The organism is Micromonospora sp. LOL_024 (genome assembly GCF_048060415.1).
Taxonomy (GTDB): domain Bacteria; phylum Actinomycetota; class Actinomycetes; order Mycobacteriales; family Micromonosporaceae; genus Micromonospora.
In genome coordinates, this window is the sequence record NZ_JBHMIS010000022.1 from 14,679 (window position 1) to 36,878 (window position 22,200).

Consider the following 22,200-nt stretch of genomic DNA (forward strand, 5'->3'; position numbering starts at 1 on the left):
GCCGCAAGAGACCGGTGCTTGCCGGGGTGGGATCAGCGTTCAGGTGACGGCGCTTGCGCCGACGTCACGCTCAGCGGCTGCCGCCTCGAGTGCCCGGACGGGCGCGGGACGAGAAGGACGCCGCGGATCGGGCCGGCACGGCTTGCGTCGAGGCGCTCGGCGAGGGCTTGCCGCCACGCCGCCCCCGGCTCCCGTTCGCCGCGGACACCTCGTGCCGGGTGGTGGTCGACTGTGGCGCCGGCGGCTGCGGAACCAACGCCCGTTCCCCGGGGGCGAGCTTGTGCAGCAGGGCGTCGCCCGGACGCAGCCGGGTGGTGGTCGCGGCGATGCCCGCCTTGCGGGTCAGCTCCCGCACCTCGGGTGCCTGCGTGTCGGTCATCAACGTGACGACGGTTCCGGCGGCACCGGCTCGGGCGGTACGGCCCGACCGGTGCAGGTATGCCTTGTGCTCCACAGGCGGGTCGGCGTGCACCACGAGGGCCACGTCGTCGATGTGGATGCCCCGGGCGGCGATGTCGGTGGCGACGAGTGTGCGCACCTCGCCCTCGGAGAACGCCTTCAGGTTCCGGGCGCGGGCTGCCTGGGCCAGGTTGCCGTGCAGCTCCACCGCGGTCACCCCGGCCGCCACCAGCCGGCGGGTAAGAGTCTTCGCACCCCGCTTGGTGCGCGTGAACACCACGGTCCGGCCCGGCGCGGCGGTCAGGTCGACCAGCACTGCGAACCGGTCCTCGGCCTGGACGTGCAGCACATGGTGCGTCATCTTGGCGACCGGCGACAGCGTCGAGTCGACGCTGTGCACGACCGGATCGGTGAGAAATCGGCGTACGAGCACGTCGACGCCGGAGTCGAGGGTGGCGGAGAAGAGCAGGCGCTGCCCGCCGCGCGGGGTCTTGTCCAGCAGCCGCCGGACGGTCGGCAGGAAGCCGAGGTCGGCCATGTGGTCGGCTTCGTCGAGCACCGTGATCTCGACGGCGTCCAGGTGGGCGTGCCCGGCGTCGACGTGGTCGGCGAGCCGTCCGGGGCAGGCCACCAGCACGTCGACACCGGCGCGCAGCCGGGTGATCTGGGGACGGGCGCCGACGCCACCGAAGACGGTCATGGTGGTGAGCGACAGCGCCCGCGCCAGCGGGGCCATCACGCTGTCGATCTGGGTGGCCAGTTCCCGGGTGGGCGCGAGGATCAGCGCCCGGGGGCGCCCGGCCCGCCGGGTGGTGGTGCTGGCGGCCAGTCGGGTCAGTACCGCCAGCACGAAGGCGTAGGTCTTGCCGGAACCGGTGCGTCCCCGGCCGAGCACGTCTCGTCCGGCGAGCGCGTCGGGCAGGGTGGCGGCCTGGATCGGGAACGGCCGGTCCACCCCGGCCGAGGCCAGTACGCGGGTGAGGGCGTCGGGCACACCGAGGTCGGCGAAGGACGGGGAACTGGCTGGGGTGGTCTGTTGCGGGCGGCGTGCCGCCATGAAGGCTCCGAACGTCGAAGAAAACGTCCCGCCCGGCGCTGACCGTTTCGGCCGCGACGCGTGGTCTGGGACAGTGAACCCGGCCCGCCATCAGGGCGGCCGCGCCACGAGTCTACCTGAACCCGTTGCCCGCCGACGGCCGGTGAGCCTGGCGTGCGTCGGCGCCGGTCAGGACGGCGCCACGACCCGCCACCGGCTCTGTCCGCCCATCCATGCGCTGGCCAGGATCTCCGCCGACTTCCGGCCCGGACACGGGTGGATCTTCGACCGGCCGGCGCCGCCGCCGGTCCGGGCCTCGACTTCCCACGACTCACCGTCAGTGCGGATGTACACATCGCGACGACCTCGCACGGTGTGGTCGCCGTTCCACCAGTGGCGCTCGATTCTCACCCTCCGACCGTATAGCACCAGGTCCGGGAGGGAAACGTGGGCGATCTTGGGGATCTTCGCAGACGCCACGGGGATTTCAGCCACATGACCGTCATGTCCACCTTTGAGCGGCGGCGCCGGTCGCCGGACCGGCATGGGCGGCGCAACCGGGGCGCGGTGGCGGGGGCGAGGCGCGGCGAGTTGGAGGGTTCACACAATTATCGTTGTCCGAAGGTGGCAGTTCCCACGTCTTCCTTACCGGCCGGTAGCCGCGAAGGTTGTGTGAGCGGGGCCCCGCCCGGGGGCGTCCTGTGCCTGGGAACCAACCTCTGGAGGGCCTGCTCGGTGTTCAGCCGCATCGCCATCGTCAACCGGGGTGAGGCCGCCATGCGGCTGATCCACGCTGTTCGCGAGCTCAACGCCGAGACCAGTGCCCCACCGATCGAGACCATCGCGCTCTACACCGACGCGGAGCGGGGTGCCACCTTCGTCCGGGAGGCGGACCACACCTACTGCCTCGGGCCCGCGTCGGCGCGGCCGTACCTGGACCACCGGGTCCTTGCCCGGGCGCTCGTCGAGACCGGCGCGGACGCGGCCTGGGTGGGCTGGGGGTTCGTGGCCGAGGACCCGACCTTCGCCGAACTCTGTGAGAAGAACGGCGTCACCTTCATCGGCCCGAGCGCCGAGGCCATGCGCAAACTCGGTGACAAGATCGGCGCGAAGTTGATCGCCGAGGAGGTCGGCGTTCCGGTGGCGCCGTGGAGCCGTGGCGCGGTACAGAGCCTGGCCGAGGCTCAGCGGTCGGCCGCCGAGATCGGCTATCCGCTGATGCTCAAGGCGACCGCGGGCGGTGGCGGCCGGGGCATCCGGGTGGTCCGCAGCGACACCGAGCTTGCCGAGGCGTACGACCGCACCAGCCTGGAGGCCCAGCGTGCCTTCGGCAGCGGTGTGGTCTTCCTGGAACGTCTGGTCACCGGTGCGCGGCACGTAGAGGTGCAGGTGATCGCCGACGGTCAGGGCACCGCGTGGGCGCTCGGTGTGCGGGACTGCTCGGTGCAGCGACGCAACCAGAAGGTCATCGAGGAGTCCGCCTCACCTGTGCTCTCGGCCGAGCAGATCCGCGAGTTGAAGGCGGCTGCCGAGCGGCTGGCGCTGGCCGTGGACTACTGCGGCGCGGGGACCGTGGAGTTCCTGTACCACCCCGGTGAGCGGCTGTTCGCATTCCTCGAGGTCAACACCCGGTTGCAGGTCGAGCACCCGATCACCGAGGCGACCACCGACTTCGACCTGGTCAAGGCCCAGCTCCAGGTGGCCGCCGGAGGTCGCCTCGGTGACCGGATCCCGTCCGAGGCCGGGCACGCCGTCGAGGCTCGACTCAACGCCGAGGACCCGGACCGCGACTTCGCCCCCTCACCCGGCCGGATCGTCCGCCTGGTGCTGCCCAGCGGCCCGGGGGTCCGGGTGGACACCGGGGTCAGCGAGGGCGACGTCATTCCGGCCGACTTCGACTCGATGATCGCCAAGATCATTGCCTACGGTCGCAGCCGCGAGGAGGCACTCGGCCGGCTGCGCCGCGCGGTCGCCGAGACCACCGTGATCATCCAGGGCGGCGCCAGCAACAAGAGTTTCCTGCTCGACCTGCTCGACCAGCCTGAGGTGATCGACGCCAGCGCCGACACCGGCTGGATCGACCGGGTCCGCGCACAGGGCCGCCTGATCTCCACCAGACACTCCGGCATCGCGCTGGCAGCCGCCGCGATCGAGGCGTACGAGGACGAGGCGCACGTCGAGCGGCAGCGACTGCTCTCCACCGCGCACGGCGGTCGTCCGCAGGTCCAGCACACCAGCGGGCGGCCGATCGACCTCAAGCTGCGCGGCGCGACCTACCGGGTGAGCGTCGCGCAGACCGGGCCGCACCGCTTCCGCGTCGGCATCGGCGAGGCCGCCGTCATCGACGCCGAACTGGAACGGTTCGACGAGCACAGCGGGCGGATCCTGGTCAACGGCCACCGTTTCCGGCTCGTCACCGACACCCACGGGCCGATCCACCTGGTCGAGGTGGACGGCGTGACGCACCGAGTCAGCCGCGACGAGGGTGGCGTGCTGCGCTCCATGTCGCCCGCGCTGGTCGTCGCCACCCCGCTGGCGGCCGGCGACGAGGTCGAGACGGGTGCGCCGGTGCTCGTGTTGGAGAGCATGAAGATGGAGACCGTGCTGCGCGCGCCGTTCAAGGCGAAGGTGCGTGAGTGCCTGGTCTCCGTCGGCAGCCAGGTGGAGACCGGTGCGCCCCTGCTGCGCCTGGAACCGGTCGGCGACGACGTGGCGGACGAGGCCACCGAGTCCGCCTCCGTCGACCTGGAGCTACCGCCCGAGCCGACCGGCCTGTCCGCCGAGGACCGGGTCGCGCGCGGCATCAGCGACCTGCGCAGCCTGCTGCTCGGCTACGACCTCGACCCCCGCGACGAGCGCCGGGCCCTGTCCACCTATCTGGCCGCTCGGGCCGAACTGCACCACCACCCGCTCGAACAGGAGGTGGAGCTGCTGCAGGTCTTCGCGGACCTCTCCGAACTCAGTCGTAACCGGCCGGCCGGCGAGGAGGGCAGGGTGGACACCCGGGTACACAGCCCGCGCGAGTACTTCCACACCTACCTGCAGTGCCTCGACGTCGATCGGGCCGCGCTGCCGGACACCTTCCGCGACCGGCTCGCCCGGGTGCTCGCCCACTACGGGGTCGATGACTTCGAGCGCACCGCGGAGCTGGAAGACGCCGTGTTCCGGATCTTCCTCGCGCAGCAACGGGCCTCGGCCGACGTCACGGTGATCGTGACGTTCCTGCAGCGGTGGCTGACCGAGCCGTCGCCCGGCGCAGGGCTGCGCGAGCTGGTCGGCCAGGCCCTGGAGCACCTGATCTTCGCCACCCAGCTCCGTTTCCCGGTGGTCGGCGACCTGGCCCGCAGTGTCGTGTTCCGATGGGCCGCACAGCCGATGCTGCGCCGCAAGCGCGCCGAGGTGTACGCGGAGGTCCGCAGCAACCTCCGCCATCTGGACCTCAACCCCGACGTGGCCGACCGCGCCGACCGTATCGCCAAGATGGTCGCCTCACCGGAGCCGCTGGTTCGGCTGCTCGCCCAGCGCATCGGCCGGACCGGCGCAGACCACGGCCCGATGCTGGAGGTGCTCAGCCGGCGCTACTACGGCAACCGCGGCGCGAGCGCCGCCCGGGCGGTCGAGGTGGCGGGGCAGTCGTTCTTCACCGCGGAGTACGACCGCGACGGCGAACGCTTCCGCCTGGTGGCGGCGGCCGCCGACTTCGCCGAGCTGCCCGCGACCCTGGTGAAGGTGGCCGGGCTGGTCGATGCGGAATCCGTCGCCGACGTGTACCTGACCTGGAGCGACCAGCCCGAGGTCAACGCGATGGCCGCGACCCTGCGGGACATCCTCGACCAGGCCAACCTGCTGGAGGTGCTGGCCCGGGTGACGATCTCGGTGGCCGGGCGCACCGGCGCCGAGATGCACCACCAGTTCACCTTCCGGCCCGAGGTGGGCGAGGACCGGGTCATCCGGGGGCTGCATCCGCTGATCGCCCAGCGCCTGCAACTGCCCCGACTGCGCGACTTCGACCTGACTCGGCTGCCGTCGGCCGACGAGGAGGTCTACCTCTTCCACTGCGTCGCCCCGGGCAATCCGGCCGACGAGCGGCTGGCCGCGATGGCCCAGGTCCGCGACCTCACCCCGCTGCGCGACACCGAGGGCCGGATCCTCGCGTTGCCCGCCGTCGAGGGCGCGCTGGACGCCTGCCTCGACGCGATCCGCAAGGTCCAGTCGCGCCGGCCGGCGAAGAAGCGGTTCGACACCAACCGGATCACCATCTTCGTCTGGCCGCCCAACGACCTGAGCATCGAGGAGCTGAACACCGTCGCCCAGCGGGTGCTGCCGATCACGGCCGGCGCGGGCCTGGAGCAGGTCCTGTTCCTCGGCCGCCAGCGCGACGAGACCAGCGGCGAGCTGACCGACATCGCGGTGCAGATCTCCTACGACGAGGGCATGCGGGTGTCGGTGACCGAGCCGACCGCCGAGCTGATCCGACCGCTGGACGACTACCGGCAGAAGGTGCTCGCGGCGCGTCGACGCGGTACGACGTACCCGTACGAGCTGACCGAGATGCTGGCCGGCCGACGTGGCAGCTTCACCGAGCACGACCTGGACGACGCCGGCGAGCTGACCCCGGTGCACCGACCGAGGGGGCGTAACCGGGCCGGCATCGTCGCCGGTGTGGTGAGCACCCCGACCGAGCGCTATCCCGAAGGGGTCACCCGGGTGGTGCTGCTCGGCGACCCGACGAAGGCACTGGGTGCGCTGGCCGAGGCGGAGTGCGCGCGGGTGATCGCCGCGCTCGACCTGGCGGAGCGGATGCGGGTACCCCTGGACTGGTTCGCCCTGTCGGCCGGGGCGCGGATCTCGATGAGTTCGGGCACCGAGAACATGGACTGGGTGGCTGCCGCGCTCAAGCGGATCGTCGAGTTCACCCAGGCCGGCGGCGAGATCAACATCGTGGTCGCCGGGATCACCGTAGGCGCCCAGCCGTACTGGAACGCCGAAGCCACGATGCTCATGCACACCAAGGGCATCCTGGTGATGACCCCGGACTCGGCGATGGTGCTGACCGGCAAGCAGTCGTTGGACTTCTCCGGCGGGGTGTCGGCCGAGGACAACTTCGGCATCGGCGGCTACGACCGGGTGATGGGCCCCAACGGCCAGGCCCAGTACTGGGCCCGAGACCTGCGGGCCGCTCACCAGGTGCTGATGGCGCACCACGAGCACACCTACGTCGCGCCGGGGGAGACCGCACCGCGCCGGGCCGTCACCGTCGACCCGGTAGACCGCGACATCTCCGACTACCCGCACGCGGTGCCGGACAGCGACTTCACCACGGTCGGCGAGATCTTCTCCCGGGAGCGCAATCCCGACCGGAAGAAGGCCTTCGACATCCGTACGCTGATGCGCGCCCTCACCGACCAGGACCACGCGATCCTGGAACGCTGGGCTGGCATGGCCGACGCCGAGACCGCCGTCGTCCAGGACGTACACCTCGGGGGCATCCCGGTGTGCCTGCTGGGCATCGAGTCCCGGTCGGTGCCGCGACGCGGGTTCCCGCCCACCGACGGTCCGGACACCTACACCGCGGGCACGCTGTTCCCCAGGTCGTCGAAGAAGGTGGCGCGGGCGATCAACGCGGCCAGCGGAAACCGCCCGCTGGTGGTCCTGGCGAACCTGTCCGGCTTCGACGGCTCACCGGAGTCGATGCGCCAGTTGCAGCTGGAGTACGGCGCCGAGATCGGCCGGGCGATCGTGAACTTCGCCGGACCGATCGTCTTCTGCGTGGTCTCGCGGTACCACGGTGGCGCGTTCGTCGTCTTCTCCAAGATGCTCAACCCGAACATGACGGTCCTCGCCGTGGAGGGCTCGTTCGCCTCCGTCATCGGTGGGGCACCCGCGGCGGCGGTGGTGTTCGCCGGCGACGTCAACGCGCGTACCGCCAAGGATCCGCGCGTGCTCGACCTGGAGACGCGGGTCGCGGCGGCGACCGACGGGCAGCGGGCGGCACTGGTCACCCAGCTGATGGAGATGAGAGCCGCGGTCCGTACGGAGAAGCTGGGCGAGGTGGCCGTCGAGTTCGACGGCGTGCACAGCATCCAGCGCGCGGTCGAGGTCGGCTCGGTTGACGCCATCATCCGACCGCAGGAACTGCGTCCACAGCTCATCGCCGCCGTCGAGCGTGGCCTTCAGCGGGCGGCGTCACCGTCCTGAGCAGTGGTGTGCCACGCCGCCGGCGGGACGCGGTCCCGCCGGCGGCGTGCCACGATGCGCCGTGCCCAACTGGCCAGTGAGGTCCGGGTGCGGGAGCGGGTCACCGACGACGCGGCGGTGCGGCGCTTCGTGGCGTCGCAGGACCGGCGCATTGTGGCCTACCGGGCGGCCGAGCTGACCCGCTGGATGACGGTCCGCTAGCCGCACGGCTACTCACCAGGCCCAGACCGTCGGTTCGGCGAGTTCGGCGGCGTCGGCGGCGAGGCGCGGGGTGGCCACGTCCCGCAGGAGCCGGTCGTCGTTGTCGAAGACTCGCACCCTGGAAACCTGCCGGTGGTCGATTCGGAAGGCGGCGACGCCGTCGGCCAGGGGGCCGTCCGCGACCGTCCTTCCCGTCCTGTCGAGCAGCTCGGCACGGACCGCCGACTCTGGCCCGGCGACCAGCACGCCTGCGGCCTCGCCCGGCACCGGCACGGCGATCAGGCCGGGTGTACCGGTACCGGTCCGGTGGTCGGACGCCAGATGCGCCGACTCCGGATCCGCTCGCCCCACGGTCTCCATCTTGAGTAGCCCCGCGCAGCCGCCGTCGGTCGAGCAGGAGCTGACCAGGGCGGCGGTCGGCGCGCCGGGAACCCAGGCGGGCAACCGGCCGGTCCAGACCACTCGGGGCGTCGGCCCGGTTAGGCCGTTGCTACCGAGCAAGCCCTGCAGTTCGCGCACGCCGGAGGCGGTGAGCGCGGCGGGGATGTCGGTGGTGGAATCCGACGAGATCGTTTGGGCCGGGCCGATCGTGCCGGCGGCCGGGCCGGCATGGCGTACGACTCCGTCACAGGTGAACTGCCACCGTTCCGTCGTCTCGCCTGCCCCCCGTACCACGAAACCGTCGGTGCTCGTCTGCTGCCAGGTCCGCAGGACGGATCCGTCCGGCTGTATCCGTCCGTCCACGGAGGTCTCGACCCGGCACCCGGCCGGTGCCAGACCGACGGCGAGGTCGGCGACATGGCGGCCGTCCACGAGGGAGTGTCGCCCGAAGAAGAGGTACGGCTCCAGCGGCAGCGGCTCGTCCGGCGTCCCGGTCTGGTCGAGTAACTCCGGCACCGAGGCCCCCGGTCGGCCGCTGCCGTGACGGAGCAATGCGTGCGAGTCGCCCAGGAAGGCCACCACCACCGTGCGGGCACCGGGTGCGTCGTGGGCGAGCAGCACCCTCACCTCGTCCAGCGCCGGGTCGACCAGCAGTTGGGTGCGGGCCGACCGGTACCCCCGCTCGATGGCCGCGATCAGCGCCGTGTCGCCGGCCAGATTGCCCCGGGTGGGGGAGCCGAGCAGCCGTAGCACCATCGGTTCCTCCACCAGGCTTGCCGGCTGGTACGCCTGGTACGGCGGCGCGCCGTCAGCTGTCGGCTGGCGGTCCGCCGCGCCGAGCGACGGCAGTGTCGTCGCCGCCATCGCCAGTGCGACCACGCTCGCCGCCGCCAGCCTGCGCCGCCTGCGTCGCCGTACCCGCCGCAGCAGTCGCTGGTACGGGTCGGGTCGCGGCACCACCGGTTCGGCGAGCCGGGCCAGGGCTTGTCTGATCTCATCGGTCATCGCTCGGTTCCTCCATTCTCGTCGTTGCCGGCACCACGGTGAGCGCACCTGCACCGACCTGCCCGCGCCGTGCTGTTCCTTCCGGCGTCGCAGGCCGGGGCGTCGCCAGTAGCGCCGTCCGTAGCCGGGTCAGCGCCCGTGATGTCTGGCTCTTCACGGTTCCCACCGAGCAACCAAGCATCTCGGCGGTCTGGGCCTCGGTGAGGTCCTCCCAGTACCGCAGCACCAGCACCGCCCGCATCCGGGGCGGCAGGTGGTGCAGAGCGCCGAGGACCTCGTGGCGGGTGACCACCTCGTCGGCCAGGTCCCGGCTTGGCTCGGGCGGGGTGTGCGATCGCCAGGAACCGGTGAAGCCGGCGAGGAGTTCCCGGGACCCGAACCGGCGCCAGAGCTTGGTCCGTTCGTTGACCATGATCTGGCGGACGTACGCCATCGGTTGGTCCACCTGCCGCCACCGGCGCATCGCCCGCATCAGCGCGATCTGTACCAGGTCCTCGGCGGCGTGCCGGGAACCGGTAAGCAGGTACGCGGTCCGGACCAGGTCCGCGTACCGGATCTCGACGAACTCGCGGAAGCCGTCATCGGTCACCTGCACCCTCCAGCCCCATCTGGGCATCGTTGACGACAGGAAGACCTCCGACAGGCAAGAAAGGTTGTGTGGCGTCGGCGAAGAGTGGGGCAGCGCGGTCGTCGACGAACGTCTCGTCGACGTCCGGCGGTCAGCGCGGGGTCGCCTACCCCGGGCCGCATGGAGGATCGCGAGTTCATTACCGGGTGGTAACGATGTCGTGCTGCAGTTCGACAAGGTGTTCCAGCTCTTCGCCATCGTGCTCATCCCGGTCGCCGTCGGCATGCTGATCCGCGCCAGGGCGGCCCGCGTCGCCGAACGACTCGACCGTCCGGTGCGGGTCCTCTCCGTCGTCGTGCTCGTCGCGGTGCTCGTCGGCGCGGTGTTCGGCGAGCGAGACAACATCACCGACTACTTCGTCGCCGTCGGTCTGGCCGTGCTGGCGTTCAACCTGCTGAGCCTCTGCATCGGGTACGGCCTGCCCCGGCTGGCCGGGGTCGAACGAAGCGCCGCCAAGGCGGCCGGGTTCGAGATCGGCATCCACAACAGCACCCTGGCCATCACGATCGCGCTCAGTCCAGCCCTGCTCGACAACGCCCAGATGGCGATCCCCGGCGCCGTCTACGGCATCGTCATGTTCTTCACCGCCGCGGCCTTCGGCTACCTGGTCAACCGGGCTGGTAGCCGGCCGGCTGCCGCCCGGGACGAGGCCACCACGACGTGAGGCGTGCGGGACGACCCCCTCGCCCCGCCGGTGACCACCGACCGGCGGGGCGAGATTCGTTCCCCTGCTGTGTAACGATCGTTGAGCGCATGCCGGTCGCCCGGCTCTGTCTGTCCACCTGTGCCTCGCCACCGGCGGTCAGGCGGGGAAGGCGCCACCTCGTACCCTTTGGAGAGCACGATGTCCCTGCATCCGGCCCGGGTCTTCGCCGCGCTCAACGCGGTGCGACCCCCCGATGAGGCCTTCCCGGTCATGGAGAAGGCGGTGGTGATCGGCGGCAGTGTCGCCGGAATGCTCGCCGCGAGGGTCTTGTCCGACCACGCGGAGAGTGTCGTCGTGATCGACCGCGACGATCTGCACGGCACCGATGGGCGCCCCGGCGTCCCGCAGGGGACCCAGCTGCATGCGCTGCTGCCCGGCGGCTTCCTCCAACTCGAACGGCTCTTTCCGGGATTCCGGGAACAGGCCCTGGCCCGGGGGGCGGTGGAGGCCCCGCCCCCCGCCCGGCGGAACTACCTCGACGGCCGGTTGAAGGTGGTCGTGCCGGGCGACGCCGACAGCCTGGCGGGCAGCCGTCCGCTGCTGGAGTCGCTGATCCGTCAGCAGGTGCTGCGACTGCCCAACGTGAAGACGATCACCGGCCGGGCGACCGGGCTGGTCTTCGACGGCGCCGTCACCTCCGGTGTCCGCCACGACGTCGGCGGCGCGGTCGGCATCGAGCACGCCGACCTGGTGGTGGATGCGATGGGCCGGTCGAGCCGGCTGTCCGAGTGGCTGGAGGAAACCGGTTGGGAACGGCCCGCCATGCGGCGGATGACGGTGAACCTGAACTACGCGACCGCCCTGTTCCGCCGCCGGCAGGCACACCCGGAGCACGCGGTGGTGCTGGCCCTGAACAGCCCGAGCGTGTCGTCGGATGTGGCCGGCGCCGCCTTCTTCGCCATCGAGGACGGCCGATGGATGGCCATGATGGCCGGGTACGGGGACAGCCGTCCCGGCCGTACCGCCGAGGACTTCGTCCGTCGCCTGCGGGGGCAGTTCCCCCCGGACTTCGCTGAGGTCGCCGGCAGCGAGATGCTCGGCGACGTGCAGACCTACCGCCACGCCGACAGCCGGCGGCGGGACTTCCACGCGCTGACCCGGCTCCCGGCCGGTCTGGTCAGCGTCGGTGACGCGGTCGCCTCGTTCAACCCGGTGTACGGGCAGGGGATCACCGCGGCGGCCCTGCACGCGGCCTGCCTGTCGAGCTATCTGCGGCCCGGCCCGGATCTGGGGGTACCCGCGCGCGAGTTCTTCGCCCTGCAGAAGGTCGTGGTCGACGTCGCCTGGTCCATGTCGACCTCCGCCGACCTCGCGCTGCCGCACGTCGACGGGCCCTATCCGCGCGGCTACCGGCTCTCCAGTTGGGTCAGCCGGCAGATCGTCACGGCGACCATCACGGACGTGGCCATTGCCCGCCGGTTCAACGAAGTCGTCTCCATGCAGGAGCATCCGCGTGTGCTGGCCAGTCCGGGGGTGATCCTGGGCGCCCTGCGGGCGAACTGGCGGGCCCGCTGAGTCAGTCGCAGCAGGGCAGCGCTCCCTGAGCCCGGAACCGGTGATCCTGAAGGCTGTCACCCGACCACCGGTTGGTGGCACGCCCACCCGATCGCGGCCGTGGCGGTGGGCCGACAGCGGGGCGGCCCGCGCCGGTAGAACGCGGGCCGTCGGGCGGCTTCGCCTACGGCGCGGGGACCACCTCCTGGCCCAGCGGCCAGAGCGCCGCCGGTACGAGCTTGAAGTTGGCCACGCCGAACGGGATCCCGATGATGGTGAGGCAGAGACCGACGCCGGCGACGATGTGGGACAGGGCCAGCCACCAGCCGGCCAGGATCACCCAGACCACGTTGGCGATGCCGGAGACCACACCGACGCCCGGCTTGGGCACCAGGGTCCGGCCGAAGGGCCACAGCGAGTACGACGCCAGGCGCAGCGAGGCGACGCCGAACGGGATGGTGACCACGAGTACGAAGCAGATCAGGGCGGCGATGCCGTAGCCGATCGCCAGCACCAGCCCGCCGCCGAAGATGAGCCAGAGCACGTTCAGCACGAATCGGATCATGAGCCCATGATGACCGCCGCGCGCCACCGGTCACCGAGCGGGCGACCGGTGGCGCGCGGGCGGGTCAGCCGGTGACGCCGGTGACGTTGCTGCCGGACTTCGTGACGCGGTAGGTGACCTGTGCGCCGCTCCAGAAGTGGAAGGTGAGGGTGACCTGGGCTCCGTCCCGTACCGCACCGAAGAAGGTGTCGGTCAACGTGATGCGGTTGCCGGTGTAGTCGGGCGCGAAGGTGACGTCGAACTCCTTGAACGACGTCCAGTCGTGCGGGCCGGCGTTGTTGCCGTCGGCGTACCTCGCTTCCATGGTGGCGAGTTGGTCGCCCCGGAACTGGGTCGGGATGGCGAACGAGCCGGTCGAGCCGGTGGCGTTGGACAGCACCGGTCTGTCGTACGTGACCACGTCGATCCGCCACGGGACGCCGGCGGAGAACCGGGCGTGCAGGGTGGCGTTGACGCCGTACGCCCGGCTGCCGACCAACCGGGTCAGTGCGCTCGCGGTGATGGTGAGCTGGCTGCCGGAAATCGTGTAGTCGGTGCCCCGGACCAGTTCGGTGCCGCCCTGCCGCAGTCCGGAGAAGGCGGTGCCGTTCAGGTTCAGGGTCAGCGCCTTGGCGGTGATCGTACCGGTGCGTGGGACGTACACCTGGTCGGCGGAGGCGGTGCCGGAACGGGTCGTCCAGCTCGACCTGATCTGGGCGAACAGCTCCGCGTCGCGCCACTGGAAGGTGGTCCGGTTGAAGTGCTGGCCGTTGTCCCAGAGTTGGGTCGTGAGCCGCTTGGTGCGGGCGTAGTGGCCGAAGTACTCGAAGAACTTGAGCTTCTCGCCCTGCTGGATGGTGCCGGTGTGGCGGTCGAAACCGAGCAACCCGTACTCGCCGATGACCACCGGGATGCCCTGGGCGACGAAGGCGTTGTGCACCCGGTCGAACGCGTCGGTGAGGTCCTGCTGGGTGGCGGCGTCGAATCGGGTGCCGCCGGCGACGTTGACGCTGAACGGCCAGTATCCGTAGAAGTGCACGGTGGCGATCAGGTTGCGGTCACCGAGCTGGCTTATGGTGGCGGTCAGCTCGCCGATCCGAGCCTGGTCCGAGGAGGTGTGCAGGGTCGGCAGGACCAGCATCCGGGTGGCGTTGTTGCCACCCGAGGCGCGTACTACGCGGTGGAAGTTGACATTGAGCTCGTTGAGCAGCTGTGCGTTCTGGGCGTCGCCGGAGCTGTTGGCGAACTGCGGCTCGTTGACGCTCTCGAAGTGCAGCTTCGGTGACGCGTCGCGGAACGCGGCGGCGATCTGGGTCCAGAGGGCGTTGTAGCGGTTCAGGACGGTGGTCCGGTTCGTCGGCATCTCGTGGATCCACTGCCACGAGTCGTGGTGAATGTTGACCATCACGTAGAAGCCGTCGTCCAGCGCCCAGCCGACCACCTCCTTGACGCGGTTCAGCCAGGCGGCGTCGATGGTGTACGACGGCGCGGACCCGTGGTGGTTGCTCCAGGTGACCGGGATCCGGATGCTGTTGAAGCCCTGCGCCCGGATGGCGTCCAGCTGCGCCTGGGTGACGCGGGGGTTGCCCCACGCGGTCTCGTCGGCGCCGATCGCGTCGAAGGTGTTGCCGAGATTCCAGCCGGGCTGCATCGCTGCCACGTAGGCCATCGGGTCGCCGGCCGGCGGCGGGCTCGTGGGCGGCGGGGTGGTCGGCGGCCCGGTGGTGGGCGGCGGGGTGGTCGTCGGTGGAGGTGTGCTGGGGCCGACGCTGCCGGTGCAGGTCACCCCGTTGAGGGCGAAGGTGGTCGGCGCGGTGTTGCTGCCGGACCACGACCCGTTGAAGCCGAACGACACGGTCTGGTTGGTGCCCAGGGCGGCGTTGTAGCTGACGTTGGCGGCGGTGACGTCGTTGCCGGCCGAGGTGATCGTGGCGTTCCACGCCTGGGTCACCCGCTGACCGGAGGGGAACGTCCAGGTCAGCAGCCAGCCGTTGAGCGGGTCGCCGAGGTTGGTGACGGCCACGTTGGCGGTGAACCCGCCCGGCCACTGGCTGGGGGCGGAGTAGACCACCCGGCAACCGGCAGCCGCCTGGGCGGCGCCGACGTTGACCAGGCCGACCCCGGCCAGCAGCGCCGCGACTCCGCCGGCTACCAGGCCGAATCGCCAGCGTGTCCTGCGTAGTGTGCCCCTCAGCCCGGCCATGACGCTCCTCGTGTGGTGGTGGTGTCGACGGGTGGCTGGCCGGGTGTCGCCGGGCCACCGGGAACGTCCGGCCGGCTCGCACCATAAGTTGGGATCATGAACTTTGTCAATCGACCTTTCGCGATGTGAAGGTCTTCGGCGCAGGTGGCATCGGTTGTGGCCAGAGCCAGCGTCGGCGCGGCGGACGCATTCGCGGCGCCGGGTGCGTCGACGGCGAATGAGAACGGCTGGGCGGGGTAGTCGGCGGCGTGACGGCGGCGGACGAGCGGAGCGAGGATGGAGTTCGTGGTGCCGCCGGCCGGGTGGAGGCCGGGGTCGCGAGGCTGGTCGGCTGGCTCAGCCGGCGGGTCGGCTGGCAGGAACGGCGTCGCACCCTGGAGCTGTACACCATCCTCGCCGTGCAGGCCGGGGTGGCTGCCGCGCTCGCCTGGACGGTGGCGCACGAGGTGCTGAACCACCCGTCGCCGGTCTTCGCCCCCACGGCCGCCGTCGGCACCATCGCCGCCGCGATCGGCCGCCGCACCCGCCGCACCATCGAACTGCTGCTCGGCGTGCTGGCCGGCCTGCTGGTCGGTGACGCCCTGGTAGCGGTCATCGGCACCGGTCCCTGGCAGATCGCCACCGTGGTCACCCTCGCCATCCTGCTCGCCCTGACCATGAGTAGGGGCGGGGCGGTCGTCAGCCAGGCTGGCGGCACGGCGGTGCTGATCGTCACGCTCGCGCCGGTGCAGCGCGGGCTGGAGCTGCCCCGGATCATCGACGCGGTCATCGGCGGGATCGCCGCCGTGGCGGTGGTGGCCGTACTGCCGGTCAACCCGATGCGGATCATCCAGCGGGCCGCCCGGCCGCTCTTCGCGGCCCTGATCGAACACCTGCACAACGCCGCGGACGGGCTGGCCGCCCGGGACGGCGCGATGGTGGCTGCGGCGCGGGACGGGCTGAGCGGTCTGGGACCCCGGCTCGGGCTGCTCAACGACGGCGTGTCCGGAGCCCAGGAGGCGGTGGCGGTCTCGCCGGCCCGCTGGCACCGGCGGGCCGAGTTCGAGCACTACCGGCGCGGTACGCGCTACCTCGACCTGGCCGTCCGGGGCGGTCAGGAGATGCTGCGCCGGGCCGCCACCGCGGTCCACGACGGCGAACCCGTCCCACCCGGACTGGCGGCCGCGGTGCATGACTTCGGTGACGCCCTCGCGCTGCTCCAGGTCGAGGCCGAGAGCGGGCACCGCACCCAACGGTCCGAGCAGCTGATCCTGAAGGCGGTGGACCGTGCCGCCGAGGCGTACGACGACGGGGTCGGCTTTTCCGGCAGCGTGGTGGTGGCCCAGATCCGTACCGTCGCCACCGACCTGCTGCGCAGCCTCGGCTGCGACGATGAGGAGGCCGTCGACGCGATCCGGACGCGCTTCGGGCGAGAGCGCGCCCGCCGTGCGGAACACACCACCGAGCCGGAACACACCACCGAGCCGGAACACACCACCGAGCCGGAACACACCACCGAGTCGGACCGAGCCTGACCGCTGTCCGTCTATCGCGAGCTCCTCAGGCGTGCAGCGTCTGGCTGGGCGGGAAACCGTAGGCGGCGTGGTAACGGGCGGTGAACCTGCTGTGGCTGAGAAAACCCCACCGCGAGGCGATCGCCGACACCGTCTCCTGCCGCGGGTCGGCCTGCAACAGGTCGCAGTGGGCGCGGTCGAGTCGGACCCGGCGTAGATGCGCCATCGGGGTGGTGTCGAGGTGCCGGCGGAAGGCCAGTTGCAGGGCCCGTAGCGACACCTGGGCCGCCGCGGCGATGTCGGCCGCCCCGATGTCGCGGTCGGCGTGCTCGTCGATGAACGTGGTCGCCCGGCGCAGCGTGGCGTTGGTCGTGGCGAGCCGGTCCCGCGTGGTCGAACCACCGGCGGTGGTGTTGGGAAAGACCGCGAGGGCCGAGGCGGCGAGCATCCGGGCGGCGTTGGAGATCACCAGCGGCTGCCGGTACGCGGAAGGGTTACCCAGCACGACGTGGTTGAGGTAGGTCGTGGTGTGCCGCCACAACCGGGCGAGAGCCGGCGAGGTGGGAGTCAGCCCGGTGAACCGGACGGTGGTCGTCCGCCCGGTCGGCTCGTCGCCGGTCACCCTGGCCAGCATGGAGAGGCTGAGCAGGCATGTCGTCAGCTTGCCGGGCAGCCAGCGCACCGAGTAGGGCAGCCCGGGGGCGGCGGCCAGGAAGACGTCACCCGGCCCGAACCGGCCTTCCACACCACCGCAGGTGCGGTCGATCCGGCCGCTGACGACCTGACAGATGACCAGTGCGGCGGGCGGTCCGACATCGATATCGAGTCGAGTGGGGTGATCCATCGCCTCCAGCCAGAACGGGCCCGCGTCCACCCGGTGATGGCGGAACCGGTAGCGGCCGCCGGCCGCCGCCCGGATCGTCATCTCGGTGTCGTAGGCATGCACCAGGAAGTCGCGGATGGTCGCCGGGTCGTGGCTGTCGAACCGGTGGGCCGTCGGAACCTTCGTCTTCAATACGTCTCCATCAGCGTGGACGGAGTGCGCTGCCGCGCGTCGAGCGGGGCCCGGCGGGGATGGTGGAACCGGTGCGGTCGATCGAAACTCAGGATTCCCACCGATGGTATCTACAAGGGAGGGAATCCTTTGACTTCATCGTGCCTATCGCGTCTCGCCGATCAGAGGTCGCTCGTTGTCGATATCGGGGCGAGTGTTCGTTTTCGGGCTAGCCGGTCCGACTCCCGTGCGCAAACCGGGCTAGCCGACGACCGAACGTGGCCGTGATCATGCGAAGAGTGTCCAACGAGGGGTAGCTGATCGACCTAAGTGGATGGAGGGATGGGGTGTTGGAGACCAAGGATCCGCTCGACATCGTCCGCATGGCGACGGCTGAAACGCTCCGGCGGATCGCCGGAGAGGCACTTCTGACCGGCATCATGGGAACCCGGATGTCCGCCCTCTCGGACGGCGTACGGGACGTGCTCCGCGCCGCCCTGGTGGCGCAGCAGGTGGTTACACCAGGGCGGCTGATCGTGCTGTGCCGCGCCGTCGACCTCGGGCCCGACGCCTTCGACCTGCTGGGGCACCACGTGTTGGCCGCCCTGGTCGGCTACCGGCCGGGGCCCGACGCCCTGGTGCGGGTGGGTGGTGCGCTCGGCCTGGCTCGCCGGGAACTGTTCCCTCCCCGTGGTTCGGCGCCGGCCGACCCGCAACGGGTGTCGACCCGTGCCGGTATCCGCAACAACGCCGCCACCCGGTACCGGTCGACGAAGCCGCCGGAGCACCTGCCCTCGCCGCCGACCTGGACCTGCACCGGCTGCGGCCGGGAGTGGCCCTGCCCGGTCAAGCAGAGCCAACTGCTCGCGGAGTTCGGCGGTGCCCGCGCCGCCCTCGCGGTCTACCTGGGCTCGTGCCTGCTGGCCGCCGCCCGGGACCTGCCGGGCCTGCCGCTGGCCCGGGCCCGGAACAGGTTCCTCGGGTGGTTGCCGCGCCGTCCCTTCTGACGCCGCGGCAACCGGACGCGGCCGAGGTCAGTTCGCAGCGGGCTCCGGTGCGCGGTCGGCGCCGGTCGAGGTGGCCGCCGGGCCTTCGGTCTCGTCGGACTGGGCGGCCTCCGCCTGGCCGGCGAACCAGTTGATGGCACCCGGCCCGGCAGCCGCCAGCGCCGCCGCCGCGCGAGCCACCGGGTCCGCCTGCGGGTGTGCGTCGCTCTCCGGTTGCGGGTGGTCCGGCTGGCCGGCCACGGCGCCGTCGCCTTGCTGGGCGGACGGGTCGACGCCGTCGGCCTCCGCCCGGTCCACCTCCGCCTCGGTGCGACCAGTGTTCCGGTGCGGGGTCGCGTCGTCCCGGCCGGTGGTGTCCTCGGCCTCGCCGCCGGACGCCTCGCCGCCGGACGCCTCGCCGCCGGACGCCTCGCCGCCGGACGCCTCGCCGCCGGCGCGGGGGCCCGCCGTACGGGACGCCACCATCGGGTACTCGGCGGTCTCGGTCCCGCCGGCCGCGGCGGCCATCACGGCTGCGGCCGCAAGGTCGGCGACCCGCTTGGCCTCCCGCTGCACCCGGGCCCGGATCTCCTTGGCATGTCGCTCGGCGGCCTCGGCGGCCCGACGCGCCTCCTCCAGTCGCCGGCTCTCCGCCACCAGGTCGCGGCTGGTCTCCTCGAACTGCTGTCGCAGCCGGGTCAACTCGGCCTCCGTGGCCTGCTTCGCGCCTGCTGCCTCGTCGAGTTGCTGCCGGGCCTCGCCCAGCTCCTGGCTCAGCTCAGCCATCGCCTCCTGCTGCTCGCCAACGGCCAGCTGTACGGCGTGCAGCTGCTCCTCGGCGTCCGCTGCCTGCTCGTCGCTGAGCTTGCGTACCTCGGCCGCCTGTTCGTCGGCGCGCTTACGGATCTCCGCGGAGTACTGCTGGGCGTCCGCGATCATCGAACTGACCCGCTGCTCCGCGGCGGACCGCTGGGCGGCCAACTCCCGCTCGGCCGTCGCCCGCTGTTCGGCCAGGTCCTCCTCGGCGGCGGCCCGCCGCTCCGCCAGCTCCTCCTCCACGGTGGACCGCCACTGGGCCAGCTCCTGCTGGCTCTGCGCCCGGGCCGCCTGGATCTCCTGATGGATCTGAGTGCGTGCGGAGGCGGTCAGCGCCTCGGCTGCGGACCGGGCCTGCTCGATCTGCTGGCGGCACTGCTCGCCGATCCGCTGCGCCTCCTGCTGGGCGCGTTCGTGTGCGGCCTCACCCTCGGAGCGCAGCTTGTCGGCCCGTTCGCGAATTTCGACCAACTCCGCGTCGGCGGCCGCCCGCAGTTCCTCGTAGGTCTTCTCATGCTCGGCCCGCCGGCCGGCCAGCTCCTCTTCGAGGTCGGCCAGCGCCTTGACGGTGCGATCCCGCGCGTTGGCCAGCGTCTTCTCCGCCTCGGCCTGAAGGTTGTTGGCCCGCTGGGTGTGGGTCTCGACGATCGCCGCTGCCTGCTTCTCGGCCAGGTCCAGGATCTGGCCGACCATCGGACCGACGTCGTTGAAGGTGGCCTTGTCCAACTGCGCGGGTCGTTGGCGCAGATCGGACACCTCACTCTGGACCGCCTGCAGCTTGCCGGTCAGGTCCCGCACGTGTGCCAGGATCCGGTCCCGCTCGGCCGTGACCATGGCGAGCCGGCCGTCCATCTGCTCCACGTAGCGCTCGACCTGCCGTTTGTCGAAGCCGCGCATCCCGACCTCGAAGTTCGGCCGTGAGGCCAGGTTGTCGCGGGCCGCGAACGGTTCCTCGCCGATGGACATGCCCCATCCTCCAGACGATCGGGAGCGCCGCACCGGCGGGCCGGCGGCGATGACGCGCAACGCTACCGCTGCTCCGGCTGGTCTGTCCTCCCACCCCGGTACCGTTTTCGCGTTGCCTGACGGATGGTGCCGGGCCCGACCGTCGCCGGTCGTCGCCGGTTCCGGTCCGGAACCGGACCGCGCTGCGATCGAACCGTGTCTACCAGTGGCGACATCGCCGGAGAGCCCGGTTGACGCGAGCGACCCCCACGTCTTGACAGCTACTTAGGTTAGGTTAACCTAACCGCATGTCGAGCGGACTGGCGTCGGACGATGCCGAGCAGAGCCTACGCGGGACCGGCCTCCGCCTGGGCTACCACGGCACCACAGTGGTACACGGTGCGGCCATCACCCTGCGCCCCGGCGCGGTGACCGCCCTCGTCGGCCCGAACGGCAGTGGTAAGTCCACCCTGCTTCGAGCGCTCGCCAGACTGCACCCGATCGACAGCGGCGCGGTGCTCTTCGCCGACGGCACCGCCGCGGCCGGCCTGCCGCCCAAGGAGTACGCCCGGCGGGTCACCCTGCTCGCCCAGAGCCGGCCGATCCCCAACGGCGTCACCGTCCGGGACGTGGTCGGCTACGGTCGCCACCCCTACCGGGGCCGGTGGCGGGCGGCCGACCCAGACGGGCCGGCCGCCGTCGCCCGGGCGATGACGGTCACCGGGGTCACCAGGATGGCCGACCGGCCCGTGGACGAGTTGTCCGGCGGCGAACTGCAACGGGTCTGGCTGGCAACCTGTCTGGCCCAGGACACCCCGGTGCTGTTGCTCGACGAGCCCACCACGTTCCTCGACCTGCGCTACCAGGTGGAGATCCTCGACCTCATGCGCGACCTGGCCGACGACCACGGCGTCGCCGTCGGCGTCGTGCTGCACGACCTGAACCAGGCCGCCGCGGTGGCCGACGAGGTGGTCCTGCTGGACCGCGGCCGGGTCCGCGCCACCGGCACCCCCGTCGAGGTCTTCACCGAGCAGGATCTGACCGAGACCTACGGGATCCGGATCGAGGTCGCCACCGATCCGTTCAGCGGACTGGTGACCACCCGCCCGGTCGGCCGGCACCTGACACGTATCCCGGTCTGAACCGAACCCCAGACCAATAACGAAAACCCACCCGAGAAAGAACATCATGTCCCGTACACGTGTAACCGCCCTGGTGGCCGCCGCCGCCGCGTTGCTGCTGGCCGCCTGCGGCACCACCGAGACCCCCACCGAGCCCGCCGCCACCTCCTCCTCCGGTGGACCGGTCACCGTGACCGACAGCCGGGGTAAGGAGGTCAAGCTCGACGCCCCCGCCACCAAGGTCGTCGGCCTGGAGTGGGGTGAGGTCGAGATGCTCGTCAGCCTCGGCGTGATGCCGGTCGGCGTCGCCGACCCCGAGGGGTACGCGACCTGGGTGACCGCCGCCAAGCTCGACGCCAGCGTCAAGGACGTCGGTACCAGGGGCGAGCCGAGTGTCGACTCGATCGTCGCGCTGGAGCCCGACCTGGTGGTCATGGAGGACGACCGTGGCGCCAATCTGATCACTCAGCTGGAGAAGTACGTCCCCGTCGTCGTCGCCAAGGGCAGCGACGCCTCGGACAACCTTGGTCGGATGCGCGCCGACCTCAAGATGATCGCCACGGCGGTCGGCAAGACCGCGCAGGCGGACCAGCTGCTCGCCGACTTCGACGCCGCCCTCGCAGACGGCAAGAAGAAGATCGCCGACGCCGGCGCGGCCGGCAAGCCGTTCGCCATCGCCGACGGCTGGAAGGAAGGCAGCACGGTCAGCATCCGGATGTTCGGCCAGGGCGCGCAGGTCTCCCAGATCGGTATCCAGCTCGGCCTCACCAACGCCTGGAAGGGGCAGACCGACCCGGCCTGGGGCCTGGGCCAGACCGACGTCGAGGGCATGACCGTGCTCAAGAGCCCGGACCTGCACTTCTTCTACAACGCATCGGACGGCACCGACGTCTTCGCCGACGGACTGAACAGCAACGCAATCTGGAAGTCGCTGCCCTTCGTCCAGCAGGGCAACCTGCACCGGTTGCCCGACGGCATGTGGACCTTCGGCGGGCCGCTCTCCGGCAAGCAGTACATCGACCAGTTCGTCAACACCTACGCGGTGTGACC

15 protein-coding genes and 1 pseudogene are annotated in these 22,200 nt (G+C 71.2%); 8 read left to right on the top strand and 8 right to left on the bottom strand.

Annotated elements, in window-relative coordinates:
• Window positions 1-70: 70 nt before the first annotated feature.
• Both ACFHWY_RS20435 and ACFHWY_RS20440 read right to left on the bottom strand, forming a co-directional pair.
• Entirely contained in the window at window positions 71-1,456 is a 1,386-nt protein-coding gene (locus tag ACFHWY_RS20435; protein ID WP_416581828.1) for a DEAD/DEAH box helicase, read from the bottom strand.
• A gap of 168 nt (window positions 1,457-1,624) precedes the next feature.
• On the bottom strand, window positions 1,625-1,846 hold the full coding sequence (locus ACFHWY_RS20440) for a hypothetical protein (protein ID WP_416581829.1): 222 nt from the start codon (window positions 1,844-1,846) through the stop codon (window positions 1,625-1,627).
• Window positions 1,847-2,170: 324 nt separating this feature from the next.
• Here ACFHWY_RS20440 and ACFHWY_RS20445 point away from each other — a divergent pair, with 324 nt between their 5' ends.
• Window positions 2,171-7,633, top strand: a complete 5,463-nt coding sequence (locus ACFHWY_RS20445) for a biotin carboxylase N-terminal domain-containing protein (RefSeq protein ID WP_416581830.1) — start codon at window positions 2,171-2,173, stop codon at window positions 7,631-7,633.
• 54 nt (window positions 7,634-7,687) lie between these two features.
• Window positions 7,688-7,834: a hypothetical protein gene (locus tag ACFHWY_RS20450; protein ID WP_416581831.1), complete on the top strand. Its 147-nt coding sequence runs from the start codon at window positions 7,688-7,690 to the stop codon at window positions 7,832-7,834.
• 12 nt (window positions 7,835-7,846) lie between these two features.
• Here the strand turns inward: ACFHWY_RS20450 and ACFHWY_RS20455 are convergent, their stop codons facing one another.
• A complete protein-coding gene (locus tag ACFHWY_RS20455; RefSeq protein WP_416581832.1) occupies window positions 7,847-9,220 on the bottom strand; it encodes a hypothetical protein in 1,374 nt (457 codons plus the stop codon).
• Window positions 9,210-9,809: a SigE family RNA polymerase sigma factor gene (locus ACFHWY_RS20460; protein ID WP_416581833.1), complete on the bottom strand. Its 600-nt coding sequence runs from the start codon at window positions 9,807-9,809 to the stop codon at window positions 9,210-9,212. The genes ACFHWY_RS20455 and ACFHWY_RS20460 overlap by 11 nt, the downstream gene beginning before the upstream one ends.
• A 196-nt stretch (window positions 9,810-10,005) precedes the next feature.
• Here ACFHWY_RS20460 and ACFHWY_RS20465 point away from each other — a divergent pair.
• Both ACFHWY_RS20465 and ACFHWY_RS20470 read left to right on the top strand, forming a co-directional pair.
• Window positions 10,006-10,512 (top strand): annotated as a pseudogene (locus ACFHWY_RS20465) (bile acid:sodium symporter family protein); the annotation flags it as partial.
• A gap of 180 nt (window positions 10,513-10,692) precedes the next feature.
• Complete coding sequence (locus ACFHWY_RS20470; RefSeq protein ID WP_416581834.1) at window positions 10,693-12,069, top strand: FAD-dependent oxidoreductase; 1,377 nt, start codon at window positions 10,693-10,695, stop codon at window positions 12,067-12,069.
• A gap of 163 nt (window positions 12,070-12,232) precedes the next feature.
• On the opposite strand, the gene ACFHWY_RS20475 is transcribed toward ACFHWY_RS20470, so the two are convergent.
• Both ACFHWY_RS20475 and ACFHWY_RS20480 read right to left on the bottom strand, forming a co-directional pair.
• A complete protein-coding gene (locus ACFHWY_RS20475) occupies window positions 12,233-12,613 on the bottom strand; it encodes a YccF domain-containing protein (protein ID WP_416581835.1) in 381 nt (126 codons plus the stop codon).
• Between the two features lie 64 nt (window positions 12,614-12,677).
• Entirely contained in the window at window positions 12,678-14,795 is a 2,118-nt protein-coding gene (locus tag ACFHWY_RS20480) for a cellulase family glycosylhydrolase (RefSeq protein WP_416581836.1), read from the bottom strand.
• A gap of 248 nt (window positions 14,796-15,043) precedes the next feature.
• Between ACFHWY_RS20480 and ACFHWY_RS20485 the strand changes: the two genes are divergently transcribed.
• Window positions 15,044-16,309, top strand: coding sequence for an FUSC family protein (locus ACFHWY_RS20485; RefSeq protein WP_416581837.1), 1,266 nt, complete (start codon window positions 15,044-15,046; stop codon window positions 16,307-16,309).
• 25 nt (window positions 16,310-16,334) lie between these two features.
• On the opposite strand, the gene ACFHWY_RS20490 is transcribed toward ACFHWY_RS20485, so the two are convergent.
• Window positions 16,335-17,303 (bottom strand): AraC family transcriptional regulator, encoded by a 969-nt coding sequence (locus ACFHWY_RS20490; RefSeq protein WP_416581838.1) that lies wholly within the window; start codon window positions 17,301-17,303, stop codon window positions 16,335-16,337.
• A gap of 326 nt (window positions 17,304-17,629) precedes the next feature.
• Between ACFHWY_RS20490 and ACFHWY_RS20495 the strand changes: the two genes are divergently transcribed.
• Entirely contained in the window at window positions 17,630-18,289 is a 660-nt protein-coding gene (locus ACFHWY_RS20495) for a hypothetical protein (protein ID WP_416581839.1), read from the top strand.
• A gap of 27 nt (window positions 18,290-18,316) precedes the next feature.
• Here ACFHWY_RS20495 and ACFHWY_RS20500 read toward each other — a convergent pair whose 3' ends face one another.
• On the bottom strand, window positions 18,317-20,050 hold the full coding sequence (locus ACFHWY_RS20500; RefSeq protein ID WP_416581840.1) for a hypothetical protein: 1,734 nt from the start codon (window positions 20,048-20,050) through the stop codon (window positions 18,317-18,319).
• A 287-nt stretch (window positions 20,051-20,337) separates the two neighbouring features.
• On the opposite strand from ACFHWY_RS20500, the gene ACFHWY_RS20505 reads away from it, so the two are divergent.
• A complete protein-coding gene (locus ACFHWY_RS20505) occupies window positions 20,338-21,171 on the top strand; it encodes an ABC transporter ATP-binding protein (protein WP_416581841.1) in 834 nt (277 codons plus the stop codon).
• Between the two features lie 46 nt (window positions 21,172-21,217).
• Entirely contained in the window at window positions 21,218-22,198 is a 981-nt protein-coding gene (locus ACFHWY_RS20510) for an ABC transporter substrate-binding protein (RefSeq protein ID WP_416581842.1), read from the top strand.
• Window positions 22,199-22,200: the final 2 nt, after the last annotated feature.